Source organism: Kribbella sp. NPDC050281 (genome assembly GCF_040655855.1).
Lineage (GTDB): Bacteria > Actinomycetota > Actinomycetes > Propionibacteriales > Kribbellaceae > Kribbella.
Genome location: NZ_JBFAKS010000012.1, coordinates 1 through 17,753, shown reverse-complemented (window position 1 = coordinate 17,753; position 17,753 = coordinate 1). Strand labels below are relative to the sequence as shown.

Sequence of the window (17,753 nt, the reverse complement as noted above, 5' to 3'; positions counted from 1 at the left end):
ATGCAGTCGCTGAGCCGCGCCCTGACCGTGCTGGCGGAGCTGAATCGCGAGGACCGGCCGTACGGCGTGACCGAACTGGCCGGCACCGTCGGCCTGCACAAGAGCACCGTGCACCGGATCCTGGTCACGTTCTGCGAGCACGGTCTGGCGAGCCGGGTCGACGACCATCGCTACACCGCTCGGGACGGGCTGGCGGCGCTCCGTCGTACGACGCAAGGGCAGGCGGGACCGGAGCGGGCGCTGGCCGACCTCGGTGACCGTCTCGGCCGGCTCGTCGTGCTGGCGAAACCGCTGCCCAAGATGGCCGGCCGGGTGCTGCAGGTGTCCGCGGTAGCGGGCAGTGCGAGTGCCGCGCCCGTCGAGCCGGGACATGCGGTGTCGCTGCACCGGAGTGCGCTCGGCCGCGCGTATCTGTCCGCGCTTCCCGCCGATCAGGTGACGGGTACGCCGGATCTGCTCGTCACGCTGCAGCGCATCCGGGTGTCCGGGTTCGCGCACAACTCCCGGCCGGTCGCCTCGCTTCCGCGGATGGTCGCCGTACCGGTTCGGGACAACGACGGGCAGTGCGCGGGGGCGCTGGGTGCCGAACTGATCCAGGCCGGCTCGATCGAGGAGGTACGGCGCGTGGTGTCGGTACTGCGGAGCGGCGTCTGATGGGGGCGTACGTCGTCCGGCGGGTGGCGTTCTCGCTGTTCGTGCTGTGGGGCGCGGTGACCATCATCTTCGTTGTCCTGCGGCTCGTTCCCGGCGATCCGGCGTACCTGATTCTCGGACCTGACGCGACGCAGGCGCAGGTGAACGCGATGCACCAGCAGCTCGGCCTCGACCAACCAATGATCCAGCAGTACGCGACGTACCTGGCGAACGTCGTGCATCTGGACTTCGGGCAGTCGTTCCGGCTGAACGCGGACTCGATGAGCCTTGTGCTGCAACGGCTTCCGGCCACGATCCAACTGGCCACCACAGCCTTGTTGCTGTCGTTGCTGATCGGGTTGCCGCTCGGGGTGATCGCGGCGTTACGGGCGCACAGCTGGGTGGATCGGACGATCTCGGTCTTCTCGCTGATGGGGCAGTCGACGCCGTCGTTCTGGCTCGGGATCGTACTGATCCTGGTGTTCGCGCGTGGTCTGAAGGTGTTGCCGAGCGCGGGTTCGGGGACGTGGTCTCATCTCGTGCTGCCGACGATCACGCTCGCGCTGCCGTTCCTGGCGATCCTCGTGCGGTTGACGCGCAGCGGTCTGCTCGAGGTGGTGCATGAAGGCTACGTGCAGACGGCGCGGGCGAAGGGGCTCGGCGAGGGGATCGTGATCCTCGTGCACGCGTTGCGGAACGCGCTGATCCCGATCGTCACCGTGGTCGGCCTGCAGTTCGGCGCCTTGCTCGGCGGCACCGTGATCGTCGAGACCGTGTTCGCCTGGCCCGGCGTCGGCCGGCTGCTGATCGACTCGATCGGGCGCCGCGACTACGGCGTCGTCCAAGCCTCGATCTTGATCGTGGCAACGATCTTCGTGGTGATCAATCTGCTTGTCGACCTCCTCTACGGCTTCCTGGACCCGCGGGTCCGTCTGGCTGGTGACTGACGTGACCTCGACCGAACTCGACCTCACCACCGCGACCGCGCCGCTGGTGACGAGCAAGCGGCGCGGGCGGGCCGGATCGGCCCGGATCCGCTTCGGCCTCATCGTGATCGCGATCTATGTGGTGGCCGCGATCTTCGGGCCGTGGCTGGTCCGGTACAACCCGGTCGACACGCGGACCGCGGACCGGCTGCGGCCGCCGTTCAGCCGGTTGTCCGACGGGTCGTACGCGATCTTCGGCACGGACCGGGTCGGGCAGGACCTGTTCGCGCAGATGTTGCAGGGGGCAAGGATCTCGATCGCGGTCGGGTTGGCGACGCTGGTTCTCGCCGGGACGATCGGGGTGACGATCGGGCTGTCCGCCGGGTACTTCGGTGGCTGGCTGGACGGCGTACTGATGCGGTTGGCCGACATCCAACTCGCGTTTCCCTCGATCTTGCTGGCGATCTTCATCGCGGCGCTGCTCGGGCCGTCGGTGGTGAACGTCGTCATCGTGCTGGCGGTGTCGAACTGGGTGACGTTCGCCCGAGTCGCCCGTGGGCAGGCGCTGGCGACGCGGCGGCGTGAGTTCGTCGATGCGTCGCGGACGCTGGGTGCCGGGACGTGGCGGCTGGTTTCGCGGTCGGTGTTGCCGGCCTGCGTCGCGCCTGTGCTGGTGGTGGCGACAGTTGAGATCGGGCACGTGATTCTGGCGGAGGCGTCGCTCAGCTTCCTGGGTCTCGGTACGCCGGCCAGTACGCCGAGTTGGGGTGTGACGATCGCGAACGGGCGCAACTATCTGGCCGATGCGTGGTGGATCTCGACCATTCCGGGGATCGCGCTGGCCTTCCTGGTGGTCTCGCTCGGCGTACTCGGCGATGCGTTGCGGGACCGGTACGACCCGCGGCTGAGGAGTCTGTGATGAAGGCCTTGTTGAGTGTGCGTGAGTTGCGCGTCGAGTTCGCCACCTCCGGTGGTGTGGTGACTGCTGTCGACGGTGCGTCGTTCGAGGTCGCTGCTGGGGAGACCGTTGCGCTGCTGGGTGAATCCGGCAGCGGGAAGAGTGTGACCGCGCAGGCCGTGATGGGGATCGTGCCGAAGCCGGCCGGGCGGATCGCCAGTGGGTCGATCACGTACGACGGTCGCGATCTGCTGACGCCTGGTGCTGCGAAGGGCCTGCGCGGGCGTGAGATCGCGATGGTGTTCCAGGATCCGTTGAGCTCGCTGAACCCGGTCTTCCGGGTCGGTGCCCAGATCGGGGAGATGTTCCGGCGGCATCGCGGTGCCTCGCGTCGTGAGGCCCGAGTGGCCGCGTTGGACCTGATGAAGCGGGTCGGGATCCCGGCGGCGTCGAAGCGGCTGGACGACTATCCGCATCAGTTCTCGGGCGGGATGCGGCAGCGCGTGATGATCGCGATGGCGCTCGCGTTGTCGCCGCGGCTGCTGATCGCCGACGAACCGACCACCGCGCTCGACGTCACTGTGCAGGCGCAGATCATGGACCTGCTCGCCCGGCTGCAGTCCGAAGAGGGCATGTCGCTCGTCCTCATCACCCACGACCTCGGAGTCGTCGCCGACGTCGCCGACCGCGTCGTGCTGATGTACGCCGGCCGTGTCGTGGAGACGGGTCCCATCCGCGAGGTCTACGAACACTGCGGACACCCGTACACCGCCGGCCTGATGGGCTCGGTCCCCGTCCTCGACGGTCCCCGGGACCGCCTCACGCCTATCCAAGGCTCCCCACCGGACCTCCTGTCCCTCCCGACCGGCTGCTCCTTCCACCCCCGCTGCCGCTACGCCGACCACCTCTGCACCACTGACCAACCCGACCTCCGCCCGCTCCCCACCCGCCCACCCCTCCACCAAGCCGCCTGCCACCACCCGGAAGGAGTCCTCAGCAATGCCCACTAACCCGACTCCCACCCCGGCCCCCGCCACCCCACCTCCCGCGAGAACTCCGGCTCCTCCCACCCCGGCGTCGGCCACCCCGCCTCCCGCGACCACCTCGGTTCCTGGCACTTCGGCGTCGGCTGCTCCGCTTCCCGCGACCACTTCGGCTCGTGGCACTCCGGCTTCGGCTGCTCCTGCGTCCGCCGGCCGCGCGTCTGCCACCCAGGCTTCGACCACCCCAGGTCCTTCGAGCGGCCCGGGCTCGTCCACTTCCTCAGACATCCAGCCGGCGGGCGCCGCGCCTTTGTTGTCTGTGCAGGATCTGCATACTTCTTTTCCGCTGCGGTCCGCTTTGTTGCGGCGGGTGGTGGGGGAGATCCAGGCGGTGGCGGGGGTGTCGTTCGACATTCCGGCTGGGGGGACGCTGGGCCTGGTGGGGGAGTCCGGGTCGGGGAAGTCGACGGTGGCGCGGACGATCATCGGCCTGGAGAAGGCGCGGTCAGGCAGCATCGTGTTCGAGGGCCAGGAGCTGACCTCCTTGCCCAAGGCATCCATGCGCCGGGTCCGCCGGCAGCTGCAGATGATCTTCCAGGACCCGTACGCCTCCCTCAACCCACGCGCCACCGTCGAACAGATCATCAGCGAGGCCTGGGAGATCCACCCGGACGTCGTACCCCGCAACCGGCACCGCGCCGAGGTCCGCGACCTGCTCGAACGCGTCGGCCTCAACCCGGATCACGCCAAGCGCTACCCGCACCAGTTCTCCGGAGGTCAGCGGCAGCGGATCGGGATCGCTCGCGCGCTCGCCTTACGCCCGAAGCTGGTCATCTGCGACGAGGCGGTCTCGGCGCTGGACGTTTCCGTGCAAGCCCAGGTGCTCAACCTGCTGGCCGACCTCCGCCGGGACCTCGGGCTCGCGTACCTGTTCATCGCCCACGACCTGTCCGTCGTACGTCATATCTCTGATCAAGTCGCGGTCATGTACCTCGGGCGAGTGGTGGAGACCGCGACGCAGGACGAGTTGTTCCAGCGGCCGTTGCACCCGTACACCCAGGCGTTGCTGTCCGCGGTCCCGGATCCGAAACCGTGGACCAAGCCGGAACGCGAACCGATCATCATCGGCGGCGACGTACCCTCACCCGCCGATCCACCATCCGGCTGCCGCTTCCGCACCCGCTGCTGGAAAGCCGAGGACATCTGCGCCCAGGAAGAGCCCGCGCTCGAGACCCGACTCGACCGCCACCCCACCGCGTGTCACTTCGCCACCGAACTAGCCGGAGCCACCAGATGAGCCGTACCGAACTTGTCCTGCTTCGCCACGGCGAGTCGCTCTGGAACGCCGAGGACCGCTACCAGGGCCAGCAAGGCACCGGCCTCAGCGCGCTCGGCCACCAGCAGGCGAAACTGGCCGCCGAATATTTGCGATCAGATGTCTTTGATCAAATCGTCGCCAGCGATCTCCAGCGCGTGACCGAGACCCTCCAGCCCTACCTCGACAGCCTGCCCACGGCGGACGCGGTGGACGCGATGGACGCGGCGGGGACGGTGGACGCGGCGGGCACGGCCGGAACCGTGGGGACGGTGGACGCGGCGGGGACGGCGGGGACGGTGGACGCCGTGGACGCGGCGGGTGGGCGGCGGGCGGGTTGCTCGGAGTTCGGCGGTCGGCCTGTGGTGCGGGTCGATCAGCGCTGGCGGGAGATTGATGTGGGGAGTTGGGGTGGGCGGACCTTTGCGGAGGTGTACGCCGACGAGCCCGCGGTGGTTGAGGCGTTTGCTCGGGGGGAGGACGTTGCGCGGGGTGGTGGGGAGACGTTCGCTCAGTTGAGGGAACGGGTTTGGGATGCGATCCGGGAGATCGCCGGCTCGGGTGCGCGTCGGGTTCTTGTGGTGACGCATGGCGGGCCGATCAGGGTCGCGACGGCGTCGACGTTGCGGCTGCCACCGGGTGGCGAGGTGTTGCTGGATCCGCCGGTGAACTGCGCGCTGACCACGATCCAGGTCGACGACTTACTCGCAGTAACAACGCTGACGGCGTACAACGTCCCGACCTCGGGAATCGCCTCCACCGAGGAGCAGCCGGCATGACCCTTGCCTTGAGCAACTTCAGTTTCGTGACCATGACCTACAACCTGTGGGCGGACTTCCACCTCGAGCAGCGGCAGGACGCGTTGAGCGCGCTGTTCACGACTCGCCCGCCGGACCTGCTCGCCGTACAAGAGCTCCGCCCGTCCACCCGCAAGCTCATAGACGACGCGCTGCCCGGACATGAACGCGTCGACGGCGGAGCCGGCTGGGAGACCCAGAGCAACCTCTGGTGGCGCCGCGACCTCTTCACCGCCGTTGAGCACGGGGCCGAGGACGTCGGCATCCTGTCGCCGGACGCGCGCCTGTTCTGGGTTCGGCTGCGCCCGGCCGACGGCCCCGAGTTGATCTTCAGTACGGCGCACCTGACCTGGCCCGGGCACCCGGACGAGCGGACCGACCACCGCAATCGCCGCGTCACCCAGGCCCGGGCGATCGCGGAGGCACTGGAGCGGCTGGCCGGCGACGGTGCCTGCCTGTTCACCGTCGACATCAACGACATCGGCCCACCGCAGTGGGAACTCGGGAACGCCGGGTTCCTGGACAGCTTCACCGCACTCGGCCGGCACTCACCGGTGACCCACCCGGTCGTGCCGACGGTGGCCACCGGTCCGATCGGGACCCGGCTGTCGCCGCTCGCCTCACCACCCAAGGCGATCGACTGGATCTTCGCCCGCGGCCCGCTCGCGGCTCGCACCAGCGAGGTCGTCGACTTCTTCCACGACGGCCGCGCGCCCTCCGACCACTACCCGGTCGTCGCCACCTACACCTTCACGCGGCCTCCCAGCGACACCGCCTCGTGACCCCTGCCCTGCAAAGGAGAACCCCGTGTTGAGGAAGCGAATCGTGGCGGCGGTCGCCGTCGCCGCCCTGGCCGCGCTGAGTGCGTGTTCGCCGGCCAGCGAGCCGAGCGCCGACGGCGGCGGCGAGCAGATCCTGCGCTACGCGCCGGCCATGTTCCCGGTGTCGCTGGACACCCACAAGTTCGCCGGTGAGGAGGCCGTGCAGACCGCTATCCAGCAGATCATGGAGCCGCTCGTCCGGGTCGAGGACGGCAAGATCGTCCCGGTACTGGCGACCTCCTGGGAGAACCCGGACCCGGACACCTGGGTGTTCAAGCTCCGGTCCGGCGTGAAGTTCTCCGACGGTACGCCGTTCACGGCCAAGGACGTGGTGGCGTCGTACGAGCGGCACAAGAAGCTCGACGGCCCGCTCGTTCCGCTGTACGAGACGGTGACGTCGTTCGCGGCGACCGACGAGCAGACGGTGACGGTGAAGACGAGCAAGCCGCTCGGTACGTTGCTGAGTTCGCTCACGCTGCTGTTCATCGGGCCGGCGGACAAGATCAACACCGACGGGTTCTTCAACAAGCCGATCGGGACCGGGCCGTTCTCGGTCACTGCGTTCCAGCCCGACGAGAAGCTCGAGCTGGCGGCCAACCCGACGTACTGGGACGGCGCGCCGAAGCTGAGCAAGCTGGAGTTCGTCAACATCCCGGAGGTCGCCGGCCGGATCACCGCGCTGGAGAACGGCGAGGTCGACGTACTCACGCAGATCCCGCCGGACCAGGTCGGTTCTCTCAAGGGCAGTGACGGGATCAGCTACGAGACGACGCCGAGCTGGACGTACTACTTCGACTGGTTCAACTCGAACCGGAAGCCCTTCAACGACAAGCGGGTCCGGCAGGCGATGTGGTACGGGCTGAACCTGGAGGGCACGGTCAAGGACCTGTTCGGTGATCTGGCGTCCGTGGCGCAGGCGCCGCTGGCGCAAGGCGTCATCGGTGCGCCGAAGCTGGCGCCGTACAAGTACGACCCGGCGAAGGCGAAGCAGTTGCTGGCCGAGGCGGGCTACCCGAACGGGTTCAGTACGTCGATGCAGTGGCCGCTGGAAGGTGGTCCGAACATCCGCGCGCTGGCGCAGGCGATGATCTCGGACTGGGCCAAGATCGGCGTCACGGTGAAGCCGCTCGAGAAGGAACGCGCCCAGTGGCTGGAGGACTTCGGCAAGCTCAACTGGGACATGAACCTGCAGACGAACGTCACCGGCACCGGCGACGCGGACTACACCCTGGCCCGGCTCTACGTCTGCTCCGCGAAGCGCAACGGCTACTGCAACCCCGCGGTCGACAAGCTGCTGCTCGACGCCCGCTCGTCCGTTGACCAGGCGGAACGCCCGAAGCTCTACGAGCAGGCCGGCCAGATGCTGTGGACCGACGCGGTCGGCATCTTCCCTGCTGACCTCGCCTCCAACTCGGCCCACCGCTCCCGGGTCCAGAACTTCGTGATGCCCCCGAGCGGTCGCCCGCTGTTCACGAAGGTGTCTGTGTCAGGGAGCTGAGGTCCGGACCGCCAGGCCATCACAACTGTCGCCGCCCGCGCGAGTTCACGCTCGCGCGGGCGGTCTCGCGTCCGCGCGCTGCGAATGTGATGGCGTGGCGGTCCGCGCCCACCTTTCGACGGTGGTGGAAAAGGTGCCGTGCGGGACGAAGCTGGGTTACGGATTGGTGCGGAGAGTTGGTGAGGGGTTGACGGGCTGGGAGGGCGCGGTCTAGCGTCCGGGAAATCGATTACTCACCGGGTCGCGGAGGTGTCATGGCCGACGGCGCTGCTCTGGTCCGGATGGTCCGGATCGGGAAGCGGTACGGCGGTGTGCAGGCCTGCCGCGAGGTCGACTTCACCCTGGGCGCGGGCGAGGTGCACGCGCTGCTCGGTGAGAACGGCGCCGGCAAGAGCACGCTGATGAAGATCCTGTCCGGCGACGTCACCGACTACGACGGCACGATCGAGATCAAGGGCCGGCAGGTCAGTTTCGGCGGACCCACCGACGCTCAGTCGGCCGGGATCGCGATGATCCACCAGGAGCTCGATCTCGTCCCCGGCCTGTCCGTCGCCGACAACATCTTCCTCGGCCGCGAACTCCGCACCGCGCTGAGGACGGTCGACCGCCGACGGATGGAGCGCGAGGCCCGCACCCTGCTGGAACGCAGCGGCGTCAGGCTCGACCCGCGTCGGCCGGTCGGCGAGTTGCGCGTCGGCGAGCAGCAACTCGTCACGATCGCGAAGGCGATCTCGCTCGACGCCCGCGTCCTGATCATGGACGAGCCGACCTCGGCCCTGACCACCGCCGAGGTCGAGAGCCTCTTCGAGGTGATCCGCGAACTCCGCAGGTCCGGCGTCGGCATCGTCTACATCTCGCACCGGATGGAGGAGATCGCCCAGGTCGCCGACCGCGCGACCGTCCTCCGCAACGGCCAGATCGTCAGCAGCTTCGACCCCCGCAAGCTGAGCACCGCCGAGGTCGTCGAGGCGATGGTCGGCCGCCCGGTGCAGACCATGTTCACCACTCCCGACACCGACACCGGTGACGAACTCCTCCGCGTCGACAACCTCGCTCTGAAAGCCCGCCGGCCGAGACCCGGCCGCCGGGACCCCGACGGGATCTCGCTGACCGTTCGCTCCGGCGAGATCGTCGGCCTGGCCGGCCTGCTCGGCGCCGGCCGAACCGAACTGCTCGAGACCCTGTACGGCGTCGCCCCGGCGGGCACGCGGACCGGCCGGATCCTCCTGCACGGCCAGGAGATCCACCCCCGCCGACCACGCCAGGCACTTGCCCAGGGCATCGGGTTCGTCCCCGAGGACCGGCGTGCGTCCGGGCTTGTCCTTTTCCACTCGATCCTCGCGAACACGGTCGTCTCGAGCCTGCCGTCGTACGGTCGGCTGGGAGTGATCGCGCGGCGGATGGAGCGGGCCGCGTCGGTGCGAATGGCGGACCGGCTGCGGCTGAAGTTCGGCCGTCTGCAGGACGAGGTCGGCACGCTGTCCGGCGGCAATCAGCAGAAGGTCGTGTTCGGCCGGATGCTGCTGACCGAGCCGAAGTTGCTGCTGCTCGACGAACCCACCCGCGGCGTCGACGTCGGCGCGAAGTCCGAGATCTACCGCCTGCTCGGTGAGCTCGCCGGCAAGGGCATCGGCGTCCTGCTGGCCTCGTCCGAGCTGCCGGAGTTGGTCGGCGTCTGCGATCGGGTCGTCGTACTGCGGGACGGGCGCGACGTCGCTTCCTTCAGTACGGCGGACTCCGGCGAAGGCGACCTGCTCGCCGCAGCCATGGGACAGGGCGAAGTGTTCGACGAGGTCGGAGGAGTCCAGTGACCGTACAGGACAAGGCAGCGATTGCGACGCCGGTGGAGCAGTCCTCCGGCGGAGTGGTTGCCACGCTGTTCCGGTTCCAGAGTGTCTTCGGGCTGCTGGCCGTGTTTATCGCGGCGATCATCTTCTCGCCCCGCAAGGACGGCGAGATCCTGTTCATCAGCGCGGACAACCTGGCGAACGTGGTCCGCGCGGTGTCCGAGATCGGCATCATCGCGATCGGGATGACGTTCGTGATCCTGATCGGCGGCATCGATCTGTCCGTCGGCGCCGTGCTGGGGCTGGCCGCGGTCGGGTCCGCGGTCCTGATGGTCGAGAACGACTGGGGTTTCCTGCCGTCCGTCGTACTGGTGCTCGCGATCGGCCTGGTCTTCGGTGCGTTGCAGGGCGTCGCGACCGCGATGATCGGGATCCAGTCCTTCATCGTCACACTCGCCGGGCTGCAGATAGCCCGCGGCCTGGCCCGGATCTGGTCCGGGGGGCAGGGCGTCGCGATCGCGTACGGCGATGGTCCGCACGAGGCGCCGGACTCGTTCGCGATCCTCGGCGAGCGGACGTTCGGCGGCCTGGTGCCGATCCCGGTGCTGATCTTCGCGGTGGTCGCGATCGCCGCCGTCGTGTTCCTGCGGGTCAGTGCGTTCTCCCGCCATCTGTACGCCGTCGGCGGTAACGAGAAGGCCGCGCGGCTGTCCGGCGTACCGGTGGTGCGGGTGAAGATCGCGGTGTTCGCGATCTGCGGACTGCTCGCCTCGCTGGCCGGCATCGTGCACGCGGTCCAGCTGAACCAGGGCAGTCCGAACGACGGGATCGGCTACGAGCTGGACGCGATCGCGGCGGTGGTGATCGGCGGGACCAGTCTGGCCGGCGGCCGTGGTTCGGTCGCCGGAACGGTCGCCGGCGCGCTGCTGCTCGGCGTACTGAACAACATCCTTGCCCTGAACAACATCGACTCCAACATCCAGCTCCTGATCAAGGGACTCGTCATCGTGGCCGCGGCTGCGCTGCAACGACTCCGCCCCACCTCGTGAGGAAGGTTCCCATGCGCTCTGTGAAGATTCCGCTGGCCGCCGCGGCGATCGCCGCCCTGGTACTGGCCGGCTGTGGCACGACCAACGAACGGACGTCGGACAGCCCGCAGGCGGGTGCGTCGAAGTCCTGCAAGGGGGCCGACGGCAAGTACACGATCGGGATGAGCCAGGCGAACGTGGCCGAGCCTTACCGGCAGCGGATGGACGACGACATCAAGGCGGCCGCGGCGACGGTGCCGCAGTTCGAGGTGAAGTTCGCCGACGCGGCGCAGGACAACGCCAAGCAGGTCGCCGACGTGGAGAACTACATCACCCAGCAGATCGACCTGCTGATCATCAGCCCGAACGAGGCCAAGCCGCTGACCGCGGTCGTGAAGAAGGCCTACGACAAGGGCATCCCGGTGATCGTGCTGGACCGCAAGGTCGAGGGTGATGCGTACACCGGCTTCATCGGTGGCGACAACGTGCAGATCGGTACCGAGGCCGGCAAGTACATCGCCGAGAAACTGCTGCCGGATGGTGGCAACGTGGTCGAGCTGAAAGGTCTGGCCGGCGCCACCCCGCAGGCCGAGCGGCACGAGGGCTTCCTGGCCGGCATCAAGGGCAACCCGAAGGTCAAGGTGATCGCCGCCGCGAGTGGCGACTGGCTGCGGGAGAAGGGCCAGGCCCAGATGGACGCGCTGCTGAAGGCGAACCCGAAGATCGACGTGGTCTACTCCCACAACGACCCGATGGCCGAGGGCGCGTACCTGGCCGCGAAGGCGGTCGGCCGGGAGAAGGAGATGAAGTTCACCGGCATCGACGCGCTGCCGATCCCGTCCGGTGGGATCAAGGCGGTCGAGCAGGGCCGGCTGAGCGCCACCTTCACCTACCCGACCAACGGCAAGGAAGCGATCGCCGCGGCGAAGAAGATCCTCGTCGACTGCGGCACCATCGAGAAGTCCCAGACGCTGCCCACCCGCCTGATCGACGCCTCCAACGCAGCCAAGATCTACGCCGAGGAGAACCCCACCGGCTGACGTGTGCAGCTCGACAGGAGGTGTCCGGCTCCAGCGAGCCGATCGACGACCGCCCACGCGGGAACGGTCGGCGCGGCCGGCCTACCTCCTGTCGAGCTGCACGCTGCTCGCCCGCTCGATCAGCCGGGCGCCGAGCGTGGTGGTCGTGGGTGGCCGGCTGCTGTCGGCGATCCGGGCGAGTAGCAGGCGGGCTGCCACAGCGCCGATCTCATACGCCGGTTGGGCTACGACCGACAGTGGTGGGTCGACGAGCTCCGCCCAGGGAGCGTCGTCGAAGGAGACGAGGCCGACGTCGCGGCCGGGGCGGATGCCGCGTTCCTGCAGGGCTTGCAGTACGCCCACTGCCATCGCGCTGTTGGCGACCAGCAGTGCATCGGGTGGTTCGGGCTGGGACATCACGTCGAGGGCGGCGCGACGGGCGCCGGCTGCCTTGTACTCGGTGCGGCGAACGAGTTTGGGAGTACTGCGGCGCTTCGCGGACCTGAGGGCGTCGCGGTAGCCGGCCAGGCGGTCGTCGGCGGTGCGGACGCCGGCGGGTCCGGTGATGCAGCCGATCCGTTCGTAGCCTTGGGCAACCAAATGCGCGGTCGCCTGCTTCGCTGCCTGCCGGGTGTCCACGAGCACCGCGTCGCTGTCCTGCACGGGCAGCGGACGGTCCACAGCGACGTACGCCGTACCCCGGCTTGCCAGCTTCGCGACGCTGGTCGCCGTACCGCTGGGGGACAGGATGACGCCGGCGACCCGCTCCTGGATCGCGATGTCGATGTAGCGGTTCTCCTTCTCGGCGTTCTCGTCGGAGTTGCACAGCACGACCGAGTAGCCGACCTCGTGCGCGACGTCCTCGACGCCGCGAGCGAGCGCGGTGAAGAACGGGTTCTCGACGTCGGAGATGATCAGCGCGACGACGGCCGCCTCCTGGCGGCGCAGCGCCCGGGCCAGGCCGTTCGGCTGGTACCCGAGCTCGGTGGCGGCCGTCCGGACCCGCGCGGCCAGGTCAGGGTCGACCGTGGCCTTGCCGTTCAGCGCCCGGGACACGGTGGCCGTGGACACCCCGGCCCGAGCCGCCACATCGCTGATCGTCGGCACCGATCCTCCCTTCGCTGAGGGGAAGACTAGCCGCCGAGTAAAGGATTACCCAGCGTCCTGCTGTGCACTTGACGTACGGACCCTCGGAGGCTTACCAGTGACGTGAGAGGATCACCGGCGTGACTGCCTTGCCTAGTGTTTCGTATTCCATCACCGTTCGCCTCGAGGTGCCCGCGGGTGGCTCGACGGTGAGCAAGCTGACGACCGCGGTCGAGCAGGCCGGCGGTCTGGTCACCGCGCTCGACGTGACGGCCTCCGGGCACGAGCGGCTGCGGATCGACGTCACCTGTGCCGCCGCCGATACCGAGCACGCCGGCCGTCTGGTCGAGGCGATGCGCGCCGTACCCGGCGTCGAGATCGCCCGGGTGTCGGACCGGACGTTCCTGATGCACCTCGGCGGCAAGATCTCGATGGAGGCCAAGCACCCGATCCGCAACCGTGACGACCTGTCGATGATCTACACGCCGGGTGTTGCGCGGGTCTGCCTGGCGATCGCGGCCAACCCCGAGGACGCGCGCCGGCTGACGATCAAGCGCAACAGCGTCGCGGTCGTCACCGACGGATCGGCGGTCCTCGGCCTGGGCAACATCGGCCCGAAGGCCGCGCTGCCGGTGATGGAGGGCAAGGCGGCGTTGTTCAAGCGGTTCGCCGGGATCGACGCCTGGCCGCTGTGCCTGGACACCCAGGACCCGGACGAGATCGTGTCGATCGTGAAGGCGATCGCGCCGGGCTTCGCCGGGATCAACCTGGAGGACATCTCCGCGCCGCGCTGCTTCGAGATCGAGGCCCGGCTGCGCGAGGAGCTGGACATCCCGGTCTTCCACGACGACCAGCACGGTACGGCGGTCGTCGTACTGGGCGCGCTGTACAACGCGCTGCGGGTGGTGAGCAAGGACATCAGCAACGTGCGCGTGGTGCTGTCCGGTGCCGGTGCGGCCGGTACGGCGATCCTGAAGCTGCTGCTCGCGGCCGGGGTGAAGGACACGATCGTCGCCGATGTCGGTGGCGTGATCCACCCGGAGCGCGACGGCCTGTCACCGGAGCTGCGCTGGATCGCGGAGAACACCAACGCGGCCAAGTACAGCGGCGACCTGAAGGGCGCGCTGGCCGGGGCCGATGTGTTCATCGGGGTGTCGGCGCCGAACATCCTCACCGGCGCGGACATCGCCACGATGAGCGACGACGCGATCGTGTTCGCGCTGGCGAACCCGGTGCCGGAGGTCGACCCTGCGGACGCGGGTGAGCACGCGGCGGTGGTGGCCACCGGACGAAGCGACTTCCCGAACCAGATCAACAACGTGCTGGTGTTCCCGGGCGTCTTCCGCGGCCTGCTCGACGCGCAATCGTCGAAGGTCTCGATCGAGATGGAACTGGCCGCAGCGAAGGCGCTGGCGGGTGTCGTCACCGACGAGGAGCTGAACGCGACGTACATCGTACCGAGCGTCTTCCACCCGGAGGTGCACAACATGGTCGCGCACGCCGTCCGCGACGCGGCCGGCGGCAAGGCCCCGGCGCACGAGAACTTCCCGGACGACTCCCCGGTTCTGTAAATGACGGCAACGGTGGCCGGGGACACCAGCTCGCGAGTGGCGGTGTGGGCGTGGCGGGTCGCCTTCGTGGCGGCCTGCCTGCTGCAGCTGTACGGCGTCTATGCGCCGCGGGAGGCGGGTCCGCACGTCGGGATCCCGATGGCGGACAAGTTCGCGCACATGTTCCTGTTCGGGTCGGTCGCGTTCCTCGGGCTCAAGCTGCGGATCTCGGCGCGCTGGTTGCTGGGGGCATTGGTGGCGAACGCGATCGTCAGCGAACTGGCGCAGTACTTCCTGCTGCCCCAGCGGGACGGCGATCCGTTCGACGTACTCGCGGATCTGATCGGCGTCGCGCTCGGCGCCTGGCTCGGGTTCCGGGTGTTCCGTGGTCCACGGGCGTCGCGCACGACATGATGGGGGTATGACGGCCTCGACTCTGACCGGTTCGCTGCTGGTGGCGACCCCGTTGCTCGACGAGCCGCCCTTCCGCCGGTCGGTGATCCTGCTGCTGGACCACGACGACGACGGCGCACTCGGGGTGGTGGTGAACCGTGCCGCCGACCTGGCCGTGGACCGGGTGCTGCCGGACTGGTCCACCACGGTCAACGAACCCGGGGTGCTGTTCATGGGCGGCCCGGTCGGCACCGACAGTGCGCTGGCCGTCGCCGAGGTGATCGAGACGGCCGACCCGCCCGGGTGGCGTGAGTGCTTCGGCCGGATCGGGTTGATCGACCTCGACGTACCGCCGGCGCTGCTGGAGGGGGCGATCCAGCGGATGCGCATCTTCGCCGGGTACGCCGGCTGGTCCCGCGGGCAACTCGAGGGCGAGATCACCGAGGGCGCCTGGTACGTCGTCGAGTCCGAACCCGACGACGTGTTCAGCCTGCACCCGGACACGCTGTGGCGCCGGGTCCTGCGTCGCCAGAACGATCAGATGGCGTACCTGGCGACGTACCCGGACGACCCCACCCAGAACTGACGCCCGCGCACCTCGGGCCGAGGCCGCGCGGCTCGGCGCGGCCTCTCGCCTGGGCGGGCTCTACTCGCCGCCCTCGTCGTCACCTGGGTTCAGCGAGTCCCAGATCTCCTTGCACTCCGGGCAGACCGGGAAGCGCTGTGGGTCCCGGCTCGGCACCCACACCTTGCCGCACAGGGCGACGACCGGCGTCCCCATCACCATCGCCTCGGTCAGCTTGTCCTTCGGCACGTAGTGCGAGAACCGCTCGTGATCGCCGGGCTCTGCCGGCGCCGGCTGCGTCCGCTCGTCGACGACCGTCTCGGCCCCCGGGCTCAGCTGAGTACTCATGCCCCCGAGTGTAGGCCGACACACCAGTCGACCCGGGAACTTTCTCCACAGACCGCTCGTACTGCGACACGCCGGTCGGGGTTTGTCGGCGAAGTCAGGTAACGTTCCTGCACGGCCGACAGTCGACTAACGGGGGAGTATGCCGTCCGTGGATTCGAGCGTGCCTGCTGGACCAGCCGTGCTTCCGCCGGCGTATCCGGATCGCGCCGCGTGGGGTACCGCCAGCAAGTTGCGGGCCTGGCAGGCGGAGGCACTCAAGCTGTACTTCGACAGCCAGCCGCGGGACTTCCTTGCCGTGGCGACACCCGGAGCGGGTAAGACCACCTTCGCTCTCACCGTGGCCGCCGAGCTGTTGCACCGGCGGCTGATCGAGCGGGTGACCGTGGTGACGCCGACCGAGCACCTCAAGGTCCAGTGGGCCGAGGCCGCCGACAAGGCCGGGATCGCGATTGACCCGGCGTTCGCCGGCCGGCGCGGCAAGACCAACAAGGACTTCCAGGGCGTCGCGGTCACGTACGCCGGGGTCGCGGTGAACCCGCTGGCCTTCCGGGTCCGGACCGAGCGGTTCAAGACGCTGGTGATCCTGGACGAGGTGCACCACGGCGGCGACGCGCTCAGCTGGGGTGAAGGCGTGCGGGAGGCGTTCGAGCCCGCGGCCCGCCGGCTCTGCCTGACCGGTACGCCGTTCCGCAGCGACGACAACCCGATCCCGTTCGTGACCTACGAGACCGCCCACGACGGGGTCGCCCGGAGCAAGGCGGACTACACCTACGGCTACGGGCACGCGCTGCAGGATCACGTCGTACGCCCGGTGATCTTCATGTCGTACTCCGGTGAGATGCGGTGGCGCACGAAGGCCGGTGACGAGGTCGCGGCGCGACTGGGTGAGCCGCTCACGAAGGACCTGACCGCCCAGGCTCTGCGTACGGCGCTCGACCCGGCCGGCGAGTGGATGCCGGCGGTGCTGGCGGCCGCGGACAAGCGGCTGACCGAGGTCCGCCGGCACATGCCGGACGCGGGTGGGCTGGTCATCTCCGGCGATCAGAACACGGCCCGTGCGTACGCGAAGACGCTGCGCGAGATCACCGGCCAGGCGCCGACAGTGGTGCTGTCGGACGAGAAGTCGGCGAGCAAGAAGATCGCGAAGTTCTCCGCGGACGAGTCGCGGTGGATGGTCGCGGTCCGGATGGTGTCGGAGGGTGTCGACGTACCACGGCTGGCGGTTGGGGTGTACGCGACGCCGACGTCGACGCCGCTGTTCTTCGCGCAGGCGGTCGGGCGGTTCGTCCGGGCCCGCAAGCGCGGTGAGACGGCGTCGGTGTTCGTGCCGTCGGTGACGCGGCTACTCAGCTTCGCCGCCGAGATGGAGGTCGAGCGGGACCACGTGCTCGGCCGGAAGAACACGAATGAGGACGGCGACATCTTCGCGCTCGAGGACGATCTGCTGGCGAAGGCGAACCAGGCTGAGGGTGCCAGCGACGACCTGGAGGCGAAGTTCGAGGCGCTCGGGTCGGATGCGAGCTTCGACCGGGTGGTGTTCGACGGCGGCGACTACGGGACCGGCGGGGATCAGGCCTCCGACGAGGAGCTGGACTTCCTCGGGCTGCCTGGGTTGCTGGAGCCGGATCAGGTGCGGGAGTTGCTGCGCAAGCGGCAGGCGAAGTCGATCGCCGCGCAGAAGCGGTCGCAGCGGCCGGGGTCGTCCGAGCGTGAGGACCCGACGCCGACCGAGCTGGCGACGCACGAGCAGGTCGCGCTGCTGCGCCGCGAGCTGAACGGTTTGGTCGCCGCCTGGCACCACCGGACCGGTCAACCGCACGGCGTCATTCACAACGACCTGCGCCGCAAGCTCGGCGGCCCAGCCGCGGCCCACGCCTCCTCCATCCAGCTCAAGGAGCGCATCGAGTTGATCCGCGACTGGGCCACCCAGCGCCGAGCCTAAGTACGCCCGGGCTTCGCCCGGGGTGGTGGGGAGTAGCTGGGCCACCCAGCGCCGAGCCTAAGTACGCCCGGGCTTCGCCCGGGGTGGTGGGGAGTAGCTGGGCCACCCAGCGCCGAGCCTAAGAACGCCCGGGCTTCGCCCGGGGAGGTGGGGAGTAGCTGGGC

At 69.0% G+C, this 17,753-nt stretch carries 17 protein-coding genes; 15 read left to right on the top strand and 2 right to left on the bottom strand.

Features of this window, described 5'->3' with window-relative positions; genetic code table 11:
• The 11 genes from AB0I34_RS14955 to AB0I34_RS14905 all read left to right on the top strand — a co-directional run bounded on the left by AB0I34_RS14955 (position 1) and on the right by AB0I34_RS14905 (position 11,726).
• Positions 1-654, top strand: a complete 654-nt coding sequence (locus AB0I34_RS14955; protein ID WP_360445179.1) for a helix-turn-helix domain-containing protein — start codon at positions 1-3, stop codon at positions 652-654.
• The gene (nikB, locus tag AB0I34_RS14950) at positions 654-1,580 is read left to right on the top strand and encodes a nickel ABC transporter permease (protein WP_360445177.1); all 927 of its coding nucleotides are present in this window, start codon (positions 654-656) and stop codon (positions 1,578-1,580) included. The genes AB0I34_RS14955 and nikB overlap by 1 nt, the downstream gene beginning before the upstream one ends.
• Positions 1,573-2,478, top strand: coding sequence for an ABC transporter permease (locus AB0I34_RS14945; protein WP_360445175.1), 906 nt, complete (start codon positions 1,573-1,575; stop codon positions 2,476-2,478). The genes nikB and AB0I34_RS14945 overlap by 8 nt, the downstream gene beginning before the upstream one ends.
• Positions 2,478-3,467: an ABC transporter ATP-binding protein gene (locus AB0I34_RS14940; protein WP_360445173.1), complete on the top strand. Its 990-nt coding sequence runs from the start codon at positions 2,478-2,480 to the stop codon at positions 3,465-3,467. Before AB0I34_RS14945 ends, AB0I34_RS14940 begins: the two co-directional genes overlap by 1 nt.
• Positions 3,468-3,810: 343 nt before the next feature.
• A complete protein-coding gene (locus AB0I34_RS14935) occupies positions 3,811-4,737 on the top strand; it encodes an oligopeptide/dipeptide ABC transporter ATP-binding protein (RefSeq protein ID WP_360445171.1) in 927 nt (308 codons plus the stop codon).
• Positions 4,734-5,534 (top strand): histidine phosphatase family protein, encoded by an 801-nt coding sequence (locus tag AB0I34_RS14930; RefSeq protein ID WP_360445169.1) that lies wholly within the window; start codon positions 4,734-4,736, stop codon positions 5,532-5,534. The genes AB0I34_RS14935 and AB0I34_RS14930 overlap by 4 nt, the downstream gene beginning before the upstream one ends.
• Positions 5,531-6,334, top strand: coding sequence for a hypothetical protein (locus AB0I34_RS14925; protein WP_360445167.1), 804 nt, complete (start codon positions 5,531-5,533; stop codon positions 6,332-6,334). The genes AB0I34_RS14930 and AB0I34_RS14925 overlap by 4 nt, the downstream gene beginning before the upstream one ends.
• 25 nt (positions 6,335-6,359) lie before the next feature.
• Positions 6,360-7,871: an ABC transporter substrate-binding protein gene (locus tag AB0I34_RS14920; protein WP_360445165.1), complete on the top strand. Its 1,512-nt coding sequence runs from the start codon at positions 6,360-6,362 to the stop codon at positions 7,869-7,871.
• Positions 7,872-8,125: 254 nt separating this feature from the next.
• Positions 8,126-9,682, top strand: a complete 1,557-nt coding sequence (locus tag AB0I34_RS14915; protein WP_360445163.1) for a sugar ABC transporter ATP-binding protein — start codon at positions 8,126-8,128, stop codon at positions 9,680-9,682.
• On the top strand, positions 9,679-10,707 hold the full coding sequence (locus AB0I34_RS14910) for an ABC transporter permease (protein ID WP_360445161.1): 1,029 nt from the start codon (positions 9,679-9,681) through the stop codon (positions 10,705-10,707). Before AB0I34_RS14915 ends, AB0I34_RS14910 begins: the two co-directional genes overlap by 4 nt.
• Positions 10,708-10,718: 11 nt before the next feature.
• The gene (locus AB0I34_RS14905) at positions 10,719-11,726 is read left to right on the top strand and encodes a substrate-binding domain-containing protein (RefSeq protein WP_131364483.1); all 1,008 of its coding nucleotides are present in this window, start codon (positions 10,719-10,721) and stop codon (positions 11,724-11,726) included.
• An 81-nt stretch (positions 11,727-11,807) separates the two neighbouring features.
• Here the strand turns inward: AB0I34_RS14905 and AB0I34_RS14900 are convergent, their stop codons facing one another.
• Positions 11,808-12,812 (bottom strand): LacI family DNA-binding transcriptional regulator, encoded by a 1,005-nt coding sequence (locus tag AB0I34_RS14900; protein ID WP_360445159.1) that lies wholly within the window; start codon positions 12,810-12,812, stop codon positions 11,808-11,810.
• A 119-nt stretch (positions 12,813-12,931) separates the two neighbouring features.
• On the opposite strand from AB0I34_RS14900, the gene AB0I34_RS14895 reads away from it, so the two are divergent.
• The 3 genes from AB0I34_RS14895 to AB0I34_RS14885 are packed head-to-tail and all read left to right on the top strand — an operon-like array spanning position 12,932 to position 15,320.
• Positions 12,932-14,362 (top strand): NAD-dependent malic enzyme, encoded by a 1,431-nt coding sequence (locus AB0I34_RS14895; RefSeq protein WP_360445157.1) that lies wholly within the window; start codon positions 12,932-12,934, stop codon positions 14,360-14,362.
• The gene (locus tag AB0I34_RS14890; RefSeq protein ID WP_360445155.1) at positions 14,363-14,755 is read left to right on the top strand and encodes a VanZ family protein; all 393 of its coding nucleotides are present in this window, start codon (positions 14,363-14,365) and stop codon (positions 14,753-14,755) included.
• Between the two features lie 7 nt (positions 14,756-14,762).
• Positions 14,763-15,320 carry a YqgE/AlgH family protein gene (locus AB0I34_RS14885; protein ID WP_360445153.1) on the top strand — a complete coding sequence of 186 codons (558 nt, stop codon included), beginning with the start codon at positions 14,763-14,765 and terminating at the stop codon, positions 15,318-15,320.
• 60 nt (positions 15,321-15,380) lie between these two features.
• Here the strand turns inward: AB0I34_RS14885 and AB0I34_RS14880 are convergent, their stop codons facing one another.
• On the bottom strand, positions 15,381-15,647 hold the full coding sequence (locus tag AB0I34_RS14880; RefSeq protein WP_131517534.1) for a DUF3039 domain-containing protein: 267 nt from the start codon (positions 15,645-15,647) through the stop codon (positions 15,381-15,383).
• A 139-nt stretch (positions 15,648-15,786) separates the two neighbouring features.
• Here AB0I34_RS14880 and AB0I34_RS14875 point away from each other — a divergent pair, with 139 nt between their 5' ends.
• Positions 15,787-17,589, top strand: coding sequence for a DEAD/DEAH box helicase (locus tag AB0I34_RS14875; RefSeq protein ID WP_360445151.1), 1,803 nt, complete (start codon positions 15,787-15,789; stop codon positions 17,587-17,589).
• The last annotated feature ends 164 nt before the right edge of the window (positions 17,590-17,753 follow it).

Bases quoted from the DNA above. Each gene is read 5' to 3' on its own strand.
- AB0I34_RS14925 (WP_360445167.1), top strand. From the start codon at position 5,531: ATGACCCTTGCCTTGAGCAACTTCAGTTTCGTGACCATGACCTACAAC.
- AB0I34_RS14955 (WP_360445179.1), top strand. From the start codon at position 1: ATGCAGTCGCTGAGCCGCGCCCTGACCGTGCTGGCGGAGCTGAATCGC.
- nikB (WP_360445177.1), top strand. From the start codon at position 654: ATGGGGGCGTACGTCGTCCGGCGGGTGGCGTTCTCGCTGTTCGTGCTG.
- AB0I34_RS14915 (WP_360445163.1), top strand. From the start codon at position 8,126: ATGGCCGACGGCGCTGCTCTGGTCCGGATGGTCCGGATCGGGAAGCGG.
- AB0I34_RS14930 (WP_360445169.1), top strand. From the start codon at position 4,734: ATGAGCCGTACCGAACTTGTCCTGCTTCGCCACGGCGAGTCGCTCTGG.
- AB0I34_RS14940 (WP_360445173.1), top strand. From the start codon at position 2,478: ATGAAGGCCTTGTTGAGTGTGCGTGAGTTGCGCGTCGAGTTCGCCACC.
- AB0I34_RS14880 (WP_131517534.1), bottom strand. From the start codon at position 15,647: ATGAGTACTCAGCTGAGCCCGGGGGCCGAGACGGTCGTCGACGAGCGG.
- AB0I34_RS14875 (WP_360445151.1), top strand. From the start codon at position 15,787: ATGCCGTCCGTGGATTCGAGCGTGCCTGCTGGACCAGCCGTGCTTCCG.
- AB0I34_RS14885 (WP_360445153.1), top strand. From the start codon at position 14,763: ATGACGGCCTCGACTCTGACCGGTTCGCTGCTGGTGGCGACCCCGTTG.
- AB0I34_RS14890 (WP_360445155.1), top strand. From the start codon at position 14,363: ATGACGGCAACGGTGGCCGGGGACACCAGCTCGCGAGTGGCGGTGTGG.
- AB0I34_RS14905 (WP_131364483.1), top strand. From the start codon at position 10,719: ATGCGCTCTGTGAAGATTCCGCTGGCCGCCGCGGCGATCGCCGCCCTG.